The following is a 17,423-nucleotide window of genomic DNA, read 5'->3' as shown; positions in this document are numbered from 1 at the left end:
TCAGACGCCGTAGTACAGCTCGAACTCGAACGGGTGCGGACGAGCAGCGATCGGCTTGATTTCGTTCTCGATCTTGTACTCGATCCACGTCTCGATGAGCTCAGGAGTGAAGACGTTTCCTGCAAGCAGGAACTCGTGGTCTTCGCGAAGCGCCTCGAGCGAGTCGAGCAACGAGTTCGGAACCTGAGGGATGTTCTTTGCTTCCTCAGGAGGGAGCTCGTAGAGGTCCTTGTCGACGGGCTCGTGCGGCTCGATACGGTTCTTGATTCCGTCAAGTCCAGCCATCAGCTGGGCGGCGAAGGCCAAGTACGGGTTACCCGAAGCATCCGGTGCGCGGAACTCGATGCGCTTTGCCTTGGGGTTGCTTCCCGTGATCGGGATGCGAACCGCGGCGGAACGGTTTCCGGCCGAGTAGACCAAGTTGACCGGGGCCTCGTAGCCCTTGACCAGACGCTTGTAGGAGTTGATCGTAGGGTTCGTGAATGCGAGTACCGATGCAGCGTGCTTCAGCAGCCCGCCGATGTACCAACGCGCGGTGTCGGAGAGACCGCCATAGCCCTGCTCATCGTAGAAGAGCGGCTTTCCGTCGAGCCACAGTGACTGGTGCACGTGCATACCAGAACCGTTGTCGCCGAACAGCGGCTTGGGCATGAAGGTAGCGGACTTGCCCCACAGCTCAGCGGTGTTCTTGACGATGTACTTGAACTTCAAGATGTCATCAGCCGAGTGCACCATGGTGTCGAAACGGTAGTTGATCTCCTGCTGACCACCGGTACCCACCTCGTGGTGCGAGCGCTCGAGCACGAAACCAGCCTCAATCAGCTTGAGGGTGATGTCGTCGCGCAGGTCGGCGGTCTTGTCGACGGGGCTGACCGGGAAGTAGCCACCCTTGTAGGGCGTCTTGTTTCCGAGGTTTCCGCCTTCTTCTGCGCGACCTGAGTTCCAGGCACCTTCTTCGGAGTCGACCGAGTAGAAGCTGGAGTTCTGCTTGACCTCGAAACGCACGTCGTCGAAAATGTAGAACTCGGCCTCGGGCGCAAAGAACGCCGTGTCTGCGATACCCGTCGACTCAAGGTACTTCTCGGCCTTCTTGGCAACCTGGCGCGGGTCCTTGTGGTAGATCTCACCATTGCGCGGGTTGTAGATGTCGAAGATCATGACGAGCGTCTTCGCGTCGCGGAACTGGTCGAGGTAGGCGGTCGTGACATCAGGGATGAGCTGCATGTCGGACTCGTGGATGTTGGCGAAGCCGCGGATCGACGAGCCATCGAACAGCTGACCGACGGTGAAGAACTCTTCATCGACAGACGATGCGGGAATGTTGAAGTGCTGCTGAACGCCAGGAAGATCCGTGAAACGGATGTCGAGGAACTTTACGTCCTCGTCCTTGATGAACTTCAGGACCTCGGATGAATCTTTGAACATTAACGCTCCAGAGGTAGGGCTTCGGGATCGCCGCGCTAAACGCGGACCTTCCTGAAAGGTACCGGTAAGGCGTTGCCCACCAGTGACCACATTGTTTCGTGCATGTTACAGGCACCTGGATACGCTTGTCGCATGAGCGCGAGTCCTGAGACATTTCCCGGCGAGCGTCTTGGCCTGCCAAGCGACGGACGCGGCTCGATCGGCAAGCTCGGACGCCGCGTAGGTGCGTTGTTTGTCGACTACATTGCGGCAACGATCATCGCCGCGTTCTTCGGGTACGACCAGTTTGCCTTGCCACCCGACGCAGGCATAACCCTCTTCTACCCATTGATCGTGTTCGCGGTGCTTCAGGTGCTTTTTCTGCCGACCATGCAGTCAAGCCCCGGCCACCGCCTCTTCGGCCTTACGCTGAGGCGCGTCGATGGGGCATGGGTCGGACTTTGGCGTCCTATCGTGCGCACGTTGCTGCTCGTCATTGTGATTCCGGCCGTTGTTTGGGATGCCGATCACAGAGGCTTCCACGACAAACTCGCAGGCACGGTGCTCGTGCGGCGCTGAGTTGTGGTCGGCGTTGCGTTACGGTTCATCCGTTGCGTAACGCTCGCTCGTCGAAGCGATCGCATCTGTCGATGCGTTGAGGTCAGTGCGCTCAGCCGCGCCGCGAATACGCATATGGCGCGGAATGTTCGTGAGCGCCAGGCCGATCAAGACGCCCAAGGCGATGGAGATCATCGTGGCCACTGTTGTGACGATCGTGTCGACCCCGCTCGAGTCGCCGCCGAGCACCGCCGCGACCCCCGCCAACCCGAGCGCCCCGGGAACGAGCAGCCAGAAGGCTGGCAAGAAGCTCACGATGGCGGGCGGGCCGGTGCGCTGTCGTGCCACGGTGACAGCGACGGGAACCATGGCTACAGCGCCGATGAGGGCAGAAAGCACGCCACCGAAGAAGATGTCTCCGAGAACCTGTGCGCCGTACGCGACGTACAGCACCAGCAGTATCCAAAGAATCGATGATCGGTCTGCGCATTGATACACGGATATTCCAATGCCGAACACGGCAACCGCGATCCATGGCGCGAGCGAGTTCACCCCAGACGCGTCACCGGTGAGCGTGAACGAAGGCACTCCGATGAGGGCGGCTGCCGCAACCATGCCGACCGCTAGAAGCAACAAGCGCATCGCTCCGGCGGCTGCTCTGGCAGCGCCAGACATGATGTGGCCTGTCGCAAGCTCGATCACCGCTGTCGTGAGCAGGCCCCCCGGCAGCAGAATGACCAGGGGAGCGATTGCCGTCGCCAACACTCCAATGTCTGACGACGTTCGCGCGACCAGAAGCACCACGACGCCGACCGCAAAGGCAGCGGCGACGTTGACAAGCACGCGGTAGCTGGTAGGCACTTGCTCAGAAAACAGCAGCAGCAGTCCCACCGCGACCCCGAGCACTACGGCGAGGAGCACCCCGAGCCACGATGCGCCCAGCAGCACAGAGATTCCCGCAGACAACGCCGAGTAGGCGAGCACGCGCTGAAAATGAGTGAACGAGGGCGGCATGACACGGATCATCGACACCTCGTCAGCGAGCCGCGAGGCAGCGCCGCGCTGCGCGCGAGCGCGCTGCACGAGCGCGTCTACCGCGGCAACCTGGTGCAGCAGAAATGTCGAGTCGCCGGCGCTGACGACTCTGGTGATGGCGCGACCGTCGTCATTCACCGAGAGCATCAACGCAGTCGGGAGGACGATGACCTCCGCGTCGGGATGTCCATTCACCGCGGCGATGTCCATCATCGCGGTGCGAACCATTCCTACCGAATAGCCGCTGTCAACCATGGCCTGTCCCATTGCAGCCATCGCGTCTACGACAATGGTTGCCGACTCGTCCTCGGCCTCCGGGAGCACAGCGGCAGACGTTGCCGGGAGTGCACGCGGCGCACGGCGCACGAGAACGATGAAGATGATCAGCGCTGCCGCAAGCACCCCGACTGCGATGAGCACCGTGAGCCACGATGTCGTCGAGGTGGCCACTGACGGCGGCACGGCGGGAACGACTGTGGGAGTGGGCGTTGCGGTGGGGGTGGAGGTGGCTGTCGGGCTCGCGGTGGGCGTCGCGGTTGACGTGGGCGTCGCGGTTGCGGTGGACGTCGGCTCGGAGGTGGTGCTGGGCGTAGGGGTAGGGGTCTCTAACCCGCCCGTAGGGGTCGGGGAAGGCTCAGCAGTCTCGGCGACTTCTGGCACAGGCGTCGCGGTCGCCGCGACACCTGGTGTCGGTGTGATTGTTTCCGCATCATCCGGTGCCAGCGTCGCCGCGCCGGCGACCGATGCCAGGGTCAGCGAGGCCGCGATCACAACATTGAGCAGGACCAAAGATGCTCTCACGCCCCACCTCCGTCGTTATTCGTTCTCGCGCTGCGTTTCATCCCAGGGTGCCATGCGTCCGCTGCACGATAGGTGCGAGTTGCGTGTGCTGGATCGACCTACAGGAGCCTCGTCGTTCGATGGCGTACCGTCGAATGGTGCCCATAGCTATTCATTGCGCTCCGGTTGCAGACATCGACCCGCAAACCCTCTATCGCATCCTGTGGCTTCGTGTGAGTGTCTTTGTCGTCGAACAGCAGGCCGCCTACGCAGAACTGGACGGACGAGATATCGAGCCGGGCGCAGAGCTTGCCTGGATCGAAGACTCCGATCAGGTGGTGTCGACGCTGCGAATCCTGTGCGAGCCGACAGAGATGCGCATTGGGCGTGTTGCGACGTCGCCCGGCGCACGCGGACTCGGGCACTCTGCTCGTTTGATGCGTCTCGCCATTGGACGATGTGCCGAGCTTCGCCCCACAGCGCCCATACTGCTCGACGCGCAAACTCATCTCAGCGAGTGGTACGGACGCTTTGGTTTCGCGCAATCGGGCGAACCGTTCGTCGAAGATGACATTCCGCACATTCCTATGCGTCGCGCCGGAACGAGCGACTAGCGCTCAGCGAGGTCGAGGAGCGCGAGCCTTTGTTGGGTCGATGCCCTTGGGGATCGGCAGCGATGACTTCGACTGCGATACCGAATCAATTCTCTTGATGACTGCCGCCATCGTGGTGCGGTCGATTGCCTTCGGGAGAGACTTGATCGCGGATGCGAGCTTTGCGATCGTGACCTCGTCGTCGCCGTGTCCGACATAGAACACCGTGATGGGAACTCCCGAAGCGACGCGCTTGACCTTGGAGCGCTCATCGCCGACGAGTCGCGTGAGTCGACTGCGATTGCCTTCACCCACGATGACTACACCGCCGCGGCCGACAGTACGATAGACCGCTTCCTGCGTCTTGGGGTTCACCCCGACCGGAGCCTCACTGGCCTGCCATTTGCGGCCGAGAGACGTCGAGAGCACATGTCCAGTTGCTCCGGGCATACCGTCGATCTTGCGGTACATCGCATGTGTGGACAGACGCGTCATCGTGGTAAGCGCGCCCAGAACTCCGAGCATGAGGCCGGTGATGCCCCACAAGATCAGGCTCCACACTGCGACTGGCGGAATCAGAAATCCGACGCCCACACCTGCAGCGACGCCAATCAGAATGATCGCGATCAGCAAGAAGGGGAGCCACCGGAATGACTTCTGAGTGAACGAGTAGAGCGTACGAAGCTGTGAGAAGAAACCGGGACGCTTCTCGGGAACTGAACTGCGGCTGGACATGAACTACAGCCTACTTTGTCGCCGCGCCGTTCTACTCCTCCCCGACACTCAGCCCTCCTGACTTGCGCACACCTCGGCTCTTGCCGACCCGATGGCATTGGACGCGCGCAAGTGTGGGGTGATGACCAATATGCCTACCGACCCGTCGACGCCCCGCACCGCGTTGAGTGCGCCATATCGCGGCATCAGACCCGTGCGAGCGGGCGATGATGCTCCGTTCGGCGGAATGCTCACCACCGTGGAGTCGGGCGACGCGTGCGTGCTGATCGATGCTCGGTCTCTGCCTGAGCAATGGGATGGCTGGTCCGCTGATCCTGATGGTCACCTCGTCACACCTCTTGCGATCGTGAGGCGCAGTGATGGTCACGACGTGGCGATGCCCGTGCTCACCGAGCGTGTCGAGGACTTCGTTGCACGCCGCCAGAATCTCGGCGCTGCGTTGACAAAAGGGGAGCGCGTGACTCTGGCCGTCAGCATCGTACGCGGACTGAGCGAGGTGACGGACAGCGCCGCCGTGGCCGGTCAGTGGTGGCTCACGCAATCTGGTCGGCCGGTGCTTGCCGCCGGCACATCCACTCAGATGGCATGGGAACATTCGCTCTCGCTGATCCGCGCCATCTCCGAAAATGATGCCGCGGGCCCGGTGTGGGCAGAGGCGCTTGTCGCGCTCGATGGTGCCGTCGAGAATGAACGCGAGTACGACCGCGCAGAAGAGCTGCTCTTCACGATTGCAGAGTCAAGCGCACTTGCGACCTCTGCAATCGGGAGCACACGCAAAGCGAGAGATCTCGCCAGCCACACTGCGACCACGTTTGATGAGATCTTGACGCCTCATTCCCGCGGACTCACTGAGCGTCTCGCTCGCCATGTCGATGCAGACCTCGCCGACACCTTCTCACGCGCAACCACCGTGGTGTGGCGCTGGTTGACGACCTCCCGGCGCTCAACCAGTAAACGCGCACCCTGGCTCGTCGCCGCAGCAGTGACCGCGACAGTGCTCGCCGGGGGGCTGTTCTGGCCAACGGAACTTGGAGCACCGGCGACCGCCGAGCTGCCATCGCCGAGCGCTACCGCCATGGTCTCGGAGGACTCGGATCCAGGCGTGTCACCGACTGAGTCGCCGGCACCAGAAAACGATGCTGCCGACGAGAAAGAGTCATCCGGTGCACGCACCGACACTGACATCGCAACGGCTGTCGATTCTCTGCTCACCCGGCGAGCCGACTGTGAAGGTGACGACGGCTGCGAAACTGCCTTCGCCGTCGAGAGCGGATTTGTGCCGCCAGCCGGAGTGATCGATCTGCCCTCCGATCAACGCTCTGAAACGTTGATCGACGAGTATGGGGGAGTCGCCGTCGTGCAGGTCGAAGCGCGCGGTGGCGAGTCTCAGATCGTTGTCATCGAGCGCAGAAACGACGAATGGCTACTGCGCGACGTGTATGACGCCGAGCAGTAGCCATTCACACGATGACTAGATTCCGAGGGATCCCTGGAACGAAGCCGCCTCGAGGCGTGCCTTCACAGCACCAAGGAAGCGCGCTGCATCCGAACCGTCGATAACACGGTGATCATAAGAAAGTGCGAGGTAGACGTAGGAGCGCACCGAAATGGCGTCCTTCCCATCGACCGACACCACACCCGGACGCTTCACGACGATTCCCGTGCCGAGAATCGCCGTCTGCGGCAAGAACACGACGGGCGTGTCGAACAGCGCACCACGCGAGCCGGTGTTGGTCAGAGTGAACGTCCCGCCACCGAGCTCGTCGGGCTTCAACTTGTTGTCGCGCGTACGAGCCGCGAGGTCTGCGACTTCGTGAGCGATCTCTGCGAGGTTCTTCGAAGCGGCATCACGCAAGACCGGCGTGAGTAGACCGCGCTCGGTGTCGACCGCGATCGACAGGTTCTCGCTCGCCGGGTAGACAATCTTGTCTCCGTCAACGGTGGAGTTGACGATCGGGAAAGCCTGAAGTGCTTCAGCTGCCGCCAACGCGAAGAAGGGGAGGAATGACAGCTTGTCGCCGGTCTTTGCGAGGAAGTCTCCCTTCACCTGGTCACGGAAGTTGGCCAGTTTTGTGACGTCAACCTCGACAACGGTAGTGAGTTGCGCTGTCGACTGCATCGAAGCGACCGCTCGCTCGGCAAGAACCTTGCGCAGACGCGACATGGGCTGTGTGGTGCCGCGCAACGGCGAAACCTCAAGCGGCGCCGGTTCGGGCGCGCTCGGAGCTGCGGCAGTCGCGGCGGGCGCAGATGCTGCCTCCGCGGCTTTGAGAACGTCTTCTTTGCGAATACGCCCTCCCACGCCGGTTCCGGTTACGGAAGCGAGATCGACGTTCTGCTGCTGTGCCAATCGACGAACCAGCGGAGTCACGTATGCGACGGTGTCTGAGTCGTCAGCGAGCGCAGCAGCAGCGGGAGCGGCGCTCGGGGCGGCGGGCTCGGCCTTCGCCTCGGGCTCAGGCTTCGCTTCGGGCTCGGGCTTCGCCTCGGGCTCGGGCTTCGCCTCGCGCTCGGGCTTCGCGTCAGGCTCGGGCTTTGACTCGGGCTCGGGCGTCGCTTCGGCAGCCGGAGCAGCCTCGGGCTCAGGCTGCGCCGCGGGCGCGGAATCGCCAATGCGCGCGAGGACCGCGCCAACCTCAACTGTCTCGTCTTCCCCGACGACAATCTCCTGAAGCACCCCGGCGATAGGCGACGGGATCTCGGTATCAACCTTGTCGGTAGAAATCTCGAGCAACGGCTCGTCGACGGCAACGTCTTCGCCGACCTGCTTCAGCCAACGAGTGACGGTACCTTCAGTGACGCTCTCTCCGAGTTCGGGCAAGACCACGTCTTTGCCGCCAGACGCGGCGGGAGGTGCTTGCGCAGGAGCCTCTTCAGCCGGCGCAGCTTCAGTCGACTCTGCCTCAGCGGGCGCAGCTTCAGCCGGCGCAGCTTCAGCGGGCGCAGCTTCAGCGGGTGCCTCTTCAGCGGGTGCCTCTTCAGCCGGTGCCGACTCAGCGGCCGGAGCAGCGGGCGCCTCGGAAGCCCCCGAGCCATCACCGATCTTCGCGAGAACCGCGCCGACCTCGACGGTCTCATCCTCTTGGACGAGAATTTCTTCGATAACGCCGCTGACAGGTGACGGGATTTCGGTGTCGACCTTGTCAGTGGAGATCTCGAGGAGTCCCTCGTCCACCTCGATCGTGTCGCCGACCTGCTTGAGCCAGCGGGTGACCGTTCCCTCGGTAACGCTCTCTCCGAGAGCGGGGAGGACCACGGAAGTGCTCATGACGATGTCTCCTTCAAGATGGAATTCTTTTCTAGCTTAGTGACGACTGCGCCCACGATCGTCAGATCGCGTGAAGCGGTTTGCCCGAGAGAGCCAAGAATGCCTCTCCCAGAGCCTCGCCTTGGGTGGGATGTGCGTGGATAAAGGGTGCGATGTCTTCAGGATGAGCTTCCCAGCCGACCACGAGCTGCGCCTCGGAGATGAGTTCGCCGACGCGGTCGCCGACCATGTGCACGCCGAGCACAGGGCCGTCCTTGATTCGGACGACCTTGACGATTCCGGCGGTACCGAGGATGTGGCTCTTGCCGTTGCCGGCCAGGTTGTACTCGAAAGACGCAATCTGGTCTGCGCCGTGGTCTGCGATGGCCTGAGCTTCGGTAAAGCCGACCGAAGCCACCTCAGGATGCGAGTAGGTGACCTTGGGGATGTTCACGTCCGCGACCAACGGGGGAGTGTGGCCAGCGATCTGCTCGGCGACGAGTATCCCCTGCTGAAAGCCGCGATGAGCAAGCTGCAACCCGGGAACGATGTCGCCCACTGCCCAAAGGTGATCGACGCCGGTTCGCAGGCGCTCGTCTGTGACGACGAAATCCCGATCGAGCGTGACTCCAGCGTCTTCGAAGCCGAGCCCGGCGGTAACCGGCCCTCGGCCAACGGCCACTAAGAGATAGTCTGCCGCGAACTCTTGACCGTTCTCGAGTCTCACCGCGACGCCATCATCAGTCTGGGCAGATGACGCGAAACGCACGCCCAGAGACGACTTGATACCGCGGCGCCGGAAGGCGCGCTCGAGAGCCTTGCTAGCTGCGAGGTCCTCGTTGGGAACGAGATGATCCATTGCCTCGATGATTGTCACATCGACACCGAACGAGCGCCAGACGCTGGCGAATTCCACGCCGATGACACCGCCGCCAAGAATGATGACTGACTGGGGAATCTCCTCCAGCGCCAAGGCCTGTTCGCTCGTGAGAACGCGACCAGCGATATCGAGTCCTGGTAGCGACCGACTTTGCGATCCGGTCGCCAAGATGACGTCGGCACCGTGATAGACGTCTTGGCCGACGCCGACTGATGTTGCAGCAACGAGGCGTCCTTCGCCCGCGATGACAGTGATACCCCGAGCCTTGATGAGGCTTTCGAGTCCTGAGAACTTCTTCGCGACGATTCCCTCGCGATATGCACGCACCGCCTGCGCGTCGATTCCATCGAAAGTTGCTCGCACGCCTACGTCGGCGGCGGCACGAGCCGTGTCAGCGACCTCGGCGGAATGAAGGAGAGCTTTTGTGGGGATGCAGCCGCGATGCAAGCACGTGCCACCCAGCTTGTCTTTCTCAATCACCGCGACGGATTTTCCGAGTTCAGCCGAGCGAATCGCTGCCGCATAGCCACCGCTTCCGCCGCCCAGAATCACGACGTCGAAGGTGTGTTCCGCCATCAGTTCGCTGCTCCCGTGACGTAGTGAAAGAGGCTTCGCACAGAAGCTCCGGTCGCCCCTTTGTCGGTAAAGCCGAACCCGGCACCCTTGTTCATGCCGACACCCGCGATGTCGACGTGCACCCAAGGGATGCGTGCAGCATCGTCTTGATCGCTCACTCGCCCGACAAAATGACGCAGGAACAGCCCCGCGAACATCGTGCCACCAGCAGGATCGCCGATTTTCGCGTTCTGCAGATCCGCGATCGGTGAATCGAGCTCGTCAACCATGTGTTCGGGGAGGGGCAGCTGCCACGCTAGTTCGTTCACGTCGGCGGCAGCTTTCAGATAGTCGGCGACCGCGGTGTCGTCACCCATGACGCCGGCGTGCCTTGTACCGAGCGCAACCGTCACAGCGCCAGTCAGGGTCGCGACATCGACGATCAAGTCCGGATGCTCCCGGCTCGCCGCCACGAGGCCATCAGCCAGCACCAGGCGTCCTTCGGCATCAGTGTTGAGCACCTCGACGGTGGTGCCGTCCGCGATGCGGAGCACATCACCCGGGCGAGTGGCTCGACCCGAGGGCATGTTGTCGGCAATGCAGAGCCATGCGGTGACCTTAACCGGCGCGTGAACCGTGGCGACGGCGCGCAGCACCGCGAGCGCTGTTGCAGCTCCGCACATGTCGTACTTCATGCCGACCATGCCAGATGCAGGTTTGAGCGAGAGTCCGCCGGTGTCGAACGTGATGCCTTTACCAACGAGCGCGACATGTCGCTCGGCGTCCGCCGGCGCATACTCCAATCGCACCAGCCGTGGCGGGCGATCAGACCCTTGCCCCACACCGAGGATGCCGCCGAAGCCGCCGTCTTTGAGGGCCGCCTCATCGAAAACCTGTACGGAAACATCCAGGCCGGCAACGCTCTGCGTCGCGTGCTCGGCGAAGTCGGCAGGACCGAGCCATTCCGCCGGAGTCGCGACGAGATCTTTCACGAGGGCGACGGCGTCAGCGCTCGCAAGCACACGCGCGGTTTCGGTCTCGTCGGGAACGTTCGCCAGGTGCAAGGTGACAAGCGAGGCCCGTGACTTCTTGGCAGCCTTCTTGTACCCGTCGAAACGGTATCCGCCGAGAGCAGCGCCTTCGGCTGCAGCCGACCAGAGTGCCTCATCGGCTAGCGGAAAGGCGAGGGCGACTTTCTCAAAACCGACGAGCGCACGAAACGCCGCGCCGACGCTGTCGCGCATTTTCGCGGCATCCGGATTCGTGCCTGTGCCGACAACGGCGAGCGGCAGTGCGGTGACATCGGGTGCGTAGGCACGCACCAGCACACCTGGCGCACCAGTGAACCCGATGGCTGTCAGAGACTGTGCAAGACCTGGCCACTCAGCCAGGTCAGGAGCCGGATCTGTATCGAGCGGCGGAAGGGCCAGAACGATCGCATCGGCGGCGGTGTCTCGGATGGACTCGGTCGAATATTCAAGGTCGGGGTACGACATGCTCTCCATCCTAGGGACGATGTGTTCGCTGTGAGCGGGACGTGCCCGACCCACGCGTAGACGACGCCTCGTACGATGGTGATATGCCTTCGTCCGGTCCCATATTTGAACGCGCGAGTTCAGCACCGCCTGTACCCGCCGGTCTTCCCCTCATCATCACCCTCACCGGCTTCGCCGATGCGGGCAACGCGGTGAGTCAAACGCTCGATTACATGCGTGACGAGCTCGACGGCACCCCCGTCTCCGTCTTCTCGAACGACGCTCTTCTTGACTACCGAGCTCGACGCCCGATGATCTCTTTCGACCAGGACCATCTCACCGGCTATCGTGCACCGCGGCTTGAACTGTCGCTCGTGCACGACACTCTGGGCCAGCCCTTCCTCTTGCTCGGAGGCTACGAACCCGACTTCGGCTGGGATGCATTCACCGAAGCTGTCGTTGATTTCGCGGGCGCCTACGAAACCTCGTCGGCGACATGGGTTCACGCCATCCCGATGCCGGTGCCTCACACCCGGCCAATCGGCACGACCGTCAGCGGCACGCGCAAGGAGCTGACCAAAGCGCACTCAGTGTGGCAACCTCACACGCAAGTCCCCGCGACAGCAGCACACTTGCTCGAGTTGCGCCTGGCTGAGGCTGGCAACGACGTGGCAGGATTCGCTCTGCTCGTGCCGCACTATCTTGCCGAAAGCGACTATCCCGCCGCCGCGATGGCCGCGCTCGACAGTCTTTCCATCGCCACGGGGCTTGTGTTCGCTGGTGACGACCTGCGCGAGGCCAACCGCGACTATCTCGCCAAGGTGGGCGACCAGATCAAAGACAACGACGAGCTTTCTCGCATGGTTTCGGGGCTGGAAGATCGATACGACGCCTACATGGCGGGGTCGACCGACGCGACTCCGATTATTCACACGGGCGATCTGCCCAGTGCCGACGAACTCGGCGCGGAGTTGGAGCGTTTTCTCGCATCACGCCCTCCGGGTGAAGACGACAAGCGCGGGCTCTGAGGAATCTTCGCGCCACGTCGCGCGTTGCAGACTGTCTCGTGCGGTCTCCAGGACTCGGCGAGATGCAAAAGGCACAATAGCGGCGAAATTGCAAGAGGTGCCGCACATGTGTGAGACAATAGACACTCTGACCCGTTGTCAATCCGATAGGTTCGCGTTCCGCGCGTGGCTGAGGACTTGACAAGGGTCTTACTAGTGTCCGAAGAATACCGAGGGCGTGCGGCTCGTGCCCGTCGGTGAAAGGCTAAACGTGACTCCAGGCGCGAAGACAACTGCCCAAAAGGCTGCGACGGACACCGAACAGGAAGCTGTCGAGACAGCTCCGGCGCCCGCTCGCAAGCCTGCCGCAAAGCGCACCCCTGCGAAGGCTGCTGCGAAGAAGGCTCCTGTGAAAAAAGCAGCGAGCACGAAGGTCGACGACGACGTCGAAGCTGCGGCAGATGCGCCGGTAGCCGCTAAGGCTCCGGCAAAAGCGGCCGCGAAGACTCCTGCCAAGCGCGGGCGCAAGGCTGCTGATCCTGTCGCAGAGGCTGAAGAAGCGCCACCTGCAGCAGAAGAAGACGAGGAAGAAGAGAACACCAAGCCGGCGTTCACTGAACCTCTGCCCACCGGAGCGATCGTCATCTCATCGAGTGACGACGAGGATGTGCCGGTTTACTCCACCCAGATCACCGGTGCGACGGCCGACCCCGTCAAGGACTACCTCAAGCAGATCGGTAAAGTTCCGCTCCTGAATGCGGAGCAAGAAGTCGAGCTGGCGATGCGCATCGAAGCGGGTCTGTTCGCTGAAGACAAGCTCGCGCAGATGTCACCGTCTGAAAGGACCGGCCAGCTCGGACTCGACCTCCAGTGGGTAGCCCGCGACGGTCAGCGCGCGAAGTCCCACCTTCTCGGCGCGAACCTTCGTCTCGTCGTCTCGTTGGCAAAGCGCTACACCGGTCGCGGGATGCAGTTCCTCGACCTGATCCAGGAGGGAAACCTCGGGCTCATCCGTGCCGTCGAGAAGTTCGACTACACCAAGGGCTTCAAGTTCTCGACCTACGCCACCTGGTGGATCCGTCAAGCGATCACCCGCGCAATGGCCGACCAAGCGCGCACCATTCGCATTCCCGTGCACATGGTCGAAGTCATCAACAAGCTGGCACGAGTGCAGCGTCAGATGCTGCAGGATCTCGGTCGCGAACCGACGCCCGAAGAGCTCAGCCACGAACTCGACATGACCCCCGAGAAGGTTGTTGAGGTGCAGAAGTACGGTCGCGAGCCGATTTCTCTGCACACGCCGCTGGGTGAAGACGGCGACAGTGAGTTCGGCGACCTGATTGAAGATACCGAAGCAGTAGTTCCCGCCGATGCAGTGGGTTTCACCATGTTGCAGCGTCAGCTTGAGTCGCTGCTCGACTCGCTGTCTGAACGTGAGGCGGGCGTGATTCGTATGCGCTTCGGTCTGGGCGATGGACAGCCCAAGACTCTCGACCAGATCGGCGACACGTTCGGTGTCACTCGTGAGCGCATTCGCCAGATCGAATCGAAGACGATGGCAAAGTTGCGCCACCCGAGCCGGTCGCAGTCATTGCGGGACTACCTCGAGTGAGCGAGGCTAACGCCGGCAAGGCGCTCACAGTCGACATCGATGGGATGTCGTTTGCACGCATCCCAATTCGCACGCGCGTTGTCATGCCCGGTGATGATCTCGACGAGTTCATCGCCGAGTACGCCACGAGTGTCGTTCGCGAAGGCGACATTCTGTTCGTCACGGAGAAGATCGTGGCGATCACACAGGGACGCTCGTTCGCGATCGACGAAATCACGCCACGCAAGCTAGCACTCTTCCTCTCGAAGTACGTGACCCGCACTCCATACGGCATTGGTCTCGGCATGCCTGAGACTATGGAAATGGCGCTACGCGAGTGTGGCAACGTTCGGATCCTGTTTGCCGCGGCTGTTTCGGCCGTGACGAAGCTGTTCGGTCGCAAGGGCGATTTCTATCGCATCGCAGGCGACAAGGCACGCGCCATTGATGGACCCACAAGCGGTACGATCCCGCCCTACAATCAGGCGGTCGTGCTTGGGCCCGAACGTCCAAACGAGGTTGCTCGCCATCTCAAGTCGATCGTTGGCGGCGTCTGCGAGGTCGCTGTGGTTGACATCAATGATCTTGGTGGAAACATTCTCGGCTCCACATTGGACAAGACCGCAGAGAAGCGGCTCGTGTCGATTTTGAAGGACAACCCGCTTGGCCAGGGCCATCAGTCCACGCCGCTCGGCGTGATTCGCGCTGTTTAGCCGCGGTATAGAAAATCTCCCGCTGCGATATGCGCAGCGGGAGATTTCTGTCTGGCTCTAGAAGCCGATTGCGGCCCGATAGCGGCCCTTGTTGCCCGTGCGGATTCCGGTGACGCTGGGCTTGTTTTCGTACACGCCCGCTCCCCAGTTGCCCTCGACGAGTACCGGGCCGTCGGGGGTCACGACGATGTCCCATCCGACGTACTGCACTTGTGGCACGACGCGTGCTACCTGGTCGACAAACGCCTTGACCTCGTCGATCATGGGCAGCTGAAAGTCGGCGATCACAAAATCACTATCGGGATGCTTCACATGCACGTGCGCATGCGAATCGTAGCCGGGGCCCATCGAATGACCGTTCTCGTCCAGCATCGTGTAGAAACCGCCAAAGGTCATCTGGTCGCTGACAGCGCCGCGACCGAACTTTTGCGCCATCGCAAGTATGTGGGTTTCGCGGCCATCGAAGAATGCCGTCACCCGCGTCGTGTTGACGGTGCCGGGGCAAACAGCGGCCAGATCTTCGTGCTGCCGAATCACCTCTTCAATCAACAGTTCTCCGCGTTCGAGCAGTCCGCGGTGAAACTCAGCCCAGTCAGCGATCTCCGCCGCGTGATACCGATGAACGCCGGTTCCCGCCTGACCTACTGGTTCTTTCGTGACAACCGTCTTTTGAGCGGTCACGAAAGCTTGCACTTCGTCGGCGTTCCCGTCGGTGACGACCATCCAGTCGCGTAGCAAAAAGTCGCTGAAGACGCGGTTGAACTCGACCTTGTCTTGAAACATGTACCGATAGTCGGGGTGATCGTACTTCTGCGACAGCTGGTTCGACACCGGGTGAGTCATATAGGTCGCTCGCTCTGAGCGCGTCAGAATCGCGAAGTCGTAGTCGATGTAGTCCTGAAAACCAACATTGTTGAATCCTGCAGACCAAAGCATGTCAATCACGATGCGGGGCGTCCATTTGCCGTGCTGTTCCGACGCTTCCTTGGCACGCTCCAACACTGAGCCGACATCTATTCGACGCGCGCGAGCAACAAGGTAGCGAAGGCGGTCGCTCAGACCGAGGCGCTGAGAAGGCATGCATACTCCGAGGTAGAAACTGGGGGACCCCGATAGTCTAGACGGCGTGAGTTCGACGAACCCTGGGCACGGTCCGGTGTCAGCACATCGGGCGTCCTCCAGCGGCCCTACGGCGCGGGTGTCTCGCGAAGCCTTGGTTCACAACGCCCGTCGCGCGTACGCCGCGGGTGACCGCGCGTACTCGCGATCGATACTGGATGCGGATGCCTGGGGCCATGGCGCGCCGATGGTCACCGAGGTGCTGGCAGCAGCCGCGATCCTCCCCAGCGACGACGGCAGCCTCGATCCGTATTCGCTTTTCGGGCTACCCGGTGGTGACGACGCCTGCATCCCGGCACTGCACCTGCATGGGACCGTGCTGAGCACCAAGCGGCTGCGCACCGGCGAAGGGGTGTCGTACGGCTATCTTTTTCGCGCTACGAGCGACACGCACATCGCTCTGGTCACGGGGGGCTACGCGCAGGGTGTCGTTCGTTCCCTCGGTGGCAGCATCAGCGTGAGAATCGGCAGTGACGTCCATCCCGTCGTCGGACGAGTAGCCATGGACGTGTGCGTGGTCGATTTCGGGAGTGCGGACGTCGCACGAGGCGACCGCGCCGTGTTCTTCGGCGACCCTCGCGCCGGCGACCCTTCTTTGGCGGAGTGGACGCAGGCATGCGGCCTGCGCGCAAACGAGATTGTGACGATGGTCGGCTTACGCGCGGCTCGGGAGATTTCGCTGTGACCGCTAGCCTGCACGTCGATCTGAACGCGTTTGCCCGCAACCTCAGCCGTGTTCGTACCGTTGTCAGTCCCGCCGAAGTGATGTTGGTCGTGAAGGATGACGCCTACGGACATGGGATAGCCCCGGTGGTGCGCCGGGCTGCGCAAGAGGGCGTCAGCTGGTTCGGCGCATTCGATGTGAGCACTGGTCGTGCGGTTCGAGCCACGTTGGGAGATAGCGCCCGCATCTTCGTATGGATGGCTGGCTCGCAGGCAGACGTCGACGCTGTCATCAGCGAACGACTCGAAGTAGGAATCGGCGACGCCGCGCTCCTGGAACAAGTGGCGGCAACTGCAGCGTCGGCGGGCCAGGTAGCGCGCGTGCATCTGAAGATCGACACCGGCCTCCACCGCAATGGCATCCGGCCTGAGCACTGGCCCACATTCGTCGCGCACGCCGCGCGACTGGAACAATCCGGGTCGATCGACGTAGTGGGGGTGTGGAGCCACATTGCCGAAGCGTCGAACGATGAAGACGATGAGTCGCGCAGGCTGTATGAGGACGCCCTCGCGAAAGCAGCGACGGCCGGACTAGCCATCAGCGTGCGCCATCTGGCTGCGAGCGCCGCGGCCTTCGCAAGACCAGAGTTTCGGTACGACCTCGTCAGAGTGGGAGCCTTTTGCTACGGCATCCGCTCGGCAGGTGGTGCCTCCGAACAGGCGCTCGGCCTCACCGTGGTATCTCGGCTTGAGGCGGACGTCACCGCCGTTGGTGAGAGGAGCGTCACCGTCAACATCGGAAGTCTTGATGGTCTTGCATCACTGCTCGCTGGCCTGGTGCGAGTCGGCACCCCAGCTGGTTCTCGAAAGCTGCTGAGCGTCGGAGACTCCCAGTCGGTCGTTGAGAAATGGCCTGACGCGCGCGTCGGCGATACCGTTCGCATCTACGGTCCAGGTGATCTCCAGGAAGCGTCTCCGACAGATCTCGCCGAAGCGATCGACACGATCGGCGAAGAGATCGCGCTGCGCGTGTCTCCACTCATCCCCAGAGTGTACTCAGGGGAATAG

Annotated in this window: 15 protein-coding genes; 8 read left to right on the top strand and 7 right to left on the bottom strand. The window is 62.2% G+C overall.

Features of this window, described 5'->3' with window-relative positions:
• Nucleotides 1-1,425, bottom strand: coding sequence for a type I glutamate--ammonia ligase (gene glnA, locus WDU96_RS07980; protein ID WP_337337969.1), 1,425 nt, complete (start codon nt 1,423-1,425; stop codon nt 1-3).
• A gap of 132 nt (nt 1,426-1,557) precedes the next feature.
• Between glnA and WDU96_RS07975 the strand changes: the two genes are divergently transcribed.
• A complete protein-coding gene (locus WDU96_RS07975) occupies nt 1,558-1,983 on the top strand; it encodes an RDD family protein (RefSeq protein ID WP_337337968.1) in 426 nt (141 codons plus the stop codon).
• Nucleotides 1,984-2,001: 18 nt separating this feature from the next.
• Here the strand turns inward: WDU96_RS07975 and WDU96_RS07970 are convergent, their stop codons facing one another.
• Nucleotides 2,002-3,798 carry a threonine/serine exporter family protein gene (locus tag WDU96_RS07970; RefSeq protein ID WP_337337967.1) on the bottom strand — a complete coding sequence of 599 codons (1,797 nt, stop codon included), beginning with the start codon at nt 3,796-3,798 and terminating at the stop codon, nt 2,002-2,004.
• 137 nt (nt 3,799-3,935) lie between these two features.
• Here WDU96_RS07970 and WDU96_RS07965 point away from each other — a divergent pair, with 137 nt between their 5' ends.
• Complete coding sequence (locus tag WDU96_RS07965) at nt 3,936-4,391, top strand: GNAT family N-acetyltransferase (protein ID WP_337337966.1); 456 nt, start codon at nt 3,936-3,938, stop codon at nt 4,389-4,391.
• Nucleotides 4,392-4,394: 3 nt separating this feature from the next.
• Here WDU96_RS07965 and WDU96_RS07960 read toward each other — a convergent pair whose 3' ends face one another.
• Complete coding sequence (locus tag WDU96_RS07960) at nt 4,395-5,105, bottom strand: DUF4191 family protein (RefSeq protein ID WP_337337965.1); 711 nt, start codon at nt 5,103-5,105, stop codon at nt 4,395-4,397.
• 121 nt (nt 5,106-5,226) lie between these two features.
• Between WDU96_RS07960 and WDU96_RS07955 the strand changes: the two genes are divergently transcribed.
• Nucleotides 5,227-6,561: a hypothetical protein gene (locus WDU96_RS07955; RefSeq protein ID WP_337337964.1), complete on the top strand. Its 1,335-nt coding sequence runs from the start codon at nt 5,227-5,229 to the stop codon at nt 6,559-6,561.
• Between the two features lie 15 nt (nt 6,562-6,576).
• Here the strand turns inward: WDU96_RS07955 and sucB are convergent, their stop codons facing one another.
• The 3 genes from sucB to WDU96_RS07940 form a co-directional block, all read right to left on the bottom strand.
• Nucleotides 6,577-8,373, bottom strand: coding sequence for a 2-oxoglutarate dehydrogenase, E2 component, dihydrolipoamide succinyltransferase (gene sucB / locus WDU96_RS07950; protein ID WP_337337963.1), 1,797 nt, complete (start codon nt 8,371-8,373; stop codon nt 6,577-6,579).
• A gap of 61 nt (nt 8,374-8,434) precedes the next feature.
• Nucleotides 8,435-9,808: a dihydrolipoyl dehydrogenase gene (lpdA, locus tag WDU96_RS07945; RefSeq protein WP_337337962.1), complete on the bottom strand. Its 1,374-nt coding sequence runs from the start codon at nt 9,806-9,808 to the stop codon at nt 8,435-8,437.
• A complete protein-coding gene (locus WDU96_RS07940; protein ID WP_337337961.1) occupies nt 9,808-11,283 on the bottom strand; it encodes a leucyl aminopeptidase in 1,476 nt (491 codons plus the stop codon). Before WDU96_RS07940 ends, lpdA begins: the two co-directional genes overlap by 1 nt.
• A gap of 83 nt (nt 11,284-11,366) precedes the next feature.
• Here WDU96_RS07940 and WDU96_RS07935 point away from each other — a divergent pair, with 83 nt between their 5' ends.
• The 3 genes from WDU96_RS07935 to WDU96_RS07925 all read left to right on the top strand — a co-directional run bounded on the left by WDU96_RS07935 (nt 11,367) and on the right by WDU96_RS07925 (nt 14,573).
• A complete protein-coding gene (locus WDU96_RS07935; RefSeq protein WP_337337960.1) occupies nt 11,367-12,290 on the top strand; it encodes a proteasome assembly chaperone family protein in 924 nt (307 codons plus the stop codon).
• A gap of 250 nt (nt 12,291-12,540) precedes the next feature.
• Nucleotides 12,541-13,881, top strand: coding sequence for an RNA polymerase sigma factor (locus WDU96_RS07930; RefSeq protein ID WP_337337959.1), 1,341 nt, complete (start codon nt 12,541-12,543; stop codon nt 13,879-13,881).
• Nucleotides 13,878-14,573, top strand: coding sequence for a coenzyme F420-0:L-glutamate ligase (locus tag WDU96_RS07925; protein WP_337337958.1), 696 nt, complete (start codon nt 13,878-13,880; stop codon nt 14,571-14,573). The genes WDU96_RS07930 and WDU96_RS07925 overlap by 4 nt, the downstream gene beginning before the upstream one ends.
• A gap of 57 nt (nt 14,574-14,630) precedes the next feature.
• On the opposite strand, the gene WDU96_RS07920 is transcribed toward WDU96_RS07925, so the two are convergent.
• Complete coding sequence (locus WDU96_RS07920) at nt 14,631-15,653, bottom strand: sugar-transfer associated ATP-grasp domain-containing protein (RefSeq protein ID WP_337337957.1); 1,023 nt, start codon at nt 15,651-15,653, stop codon at nt 14,631-14,633.
• Between the two features lie 46 nt (nt 15,654-15,699).
• Here WDU96_RS07920 and WDU96_RS07915 point away from each other — a divergent pair, with 46 nt between their 5' ends.
• Together WDU96_RS07915 and WDU96_RS07910 are read left to right on the top strand one after the other, a co-directional pair.
• Nucleotides 15,700-16,377 (top strand): alanine racemase C-terminal domain-containing protein, encoded by a 678-nt coding sequence (locus tag WDU96_RS07915; RefSeq protein ID WP_337337956.1) that lies wholly within the window; start codon nt 15,700-15,702, stop codon nt 16,375-16,377.
• Entirely contained in the window at nt 16,374-17,423 is a 1,050-nt protein-coding gene (locus tag WDU96_RS07910; protein ID WP_337337955.1) for an alanine racemase, read from the top strand. The genes WDU96_RS07915 and WDU96_RS07910 overlap by 4 nt, the downstream gene beginning before the upstream one ends.

This window comes from Microbacterium marmarense (assembly GCF_037204165.1).
GTDB classification, from domain to species: Bacteria; Actinomycetota; Actinomycetes; order Actinomycetales; family Microbacteriaceae; genus Microbacterium; species Microbacterium marmarense.
The sequence above is the reverse complement of the archived record's forward strand: the minus strand, read 5'-3'. Positions and strand labels throughout refer to the sequence as shown.

Bases quoted from the DNA above. Each gene is read 5' to 3' on its own strand.
- WDU96_RS07920 (WP_337337957.1), bottom strand. From the start codon at position 15,653: ATGCCTTCTCAGCGCCTCGGTCTGAGCGACCGCCTTCGCTACCTTGTT.
- glnA (WP_337337969.1), bottom strand. From the start codon at position 1,425: ATGTTCAAAGATTCATCCGAGGTCCTGAAGTTCATCAAGGACGAGGAC.
- sucB (WP_337337963.1), bottom strand. From the start codon at position 8,373: ATGAGCACTTCCGTGGTCCTCCCCGCTCTCGGAGAGAGCGTTACCGAG.
- WDU96_RS07940 (WP_337337961.1), bottom strand. From the start codon at position 11,283: ATGTCGTACCCCGACCTTGAATATTCGACCGAGTCCATCCGAGACACC.
- WDU96_RS07955 (WP_337337964.1), top strand. From the start codon at position 5,227: ATGACCAATATGCCTACCGACCCGTCGACGCCCCGCACCGCGTTGAGT.
- WDU96_RS07960 (WP_337337965.1), bottom strand. From the start codon at position 5,105: ATGTCCAGCCGCAGTTCAGTTCCCGAGAAGCGTCCCGGTTTCTTCTCA.
- WDU96_RS07975 (WP_337337968.1), top strand. From the start codon at position 1,558: ATGAGCGCGAGTCCTGAGACATTTCCCGGCGAGCGTCTTGGCCTGCCA.
- WDU96_RS07935 (WP_337337960.1), top strand. From the start codon at position 11,367: ATGCCTTCGTCCGGTCCCATATTTGAACGCGCGAGTTCAGCACCGCCT.
- lpdA (WP_337337962.1), bottom strand. From the start codon at position 9,808: ATGGCGGAACACACCTTCGACGTCGTGATTCTGGGCGGCGGAAGCGGT.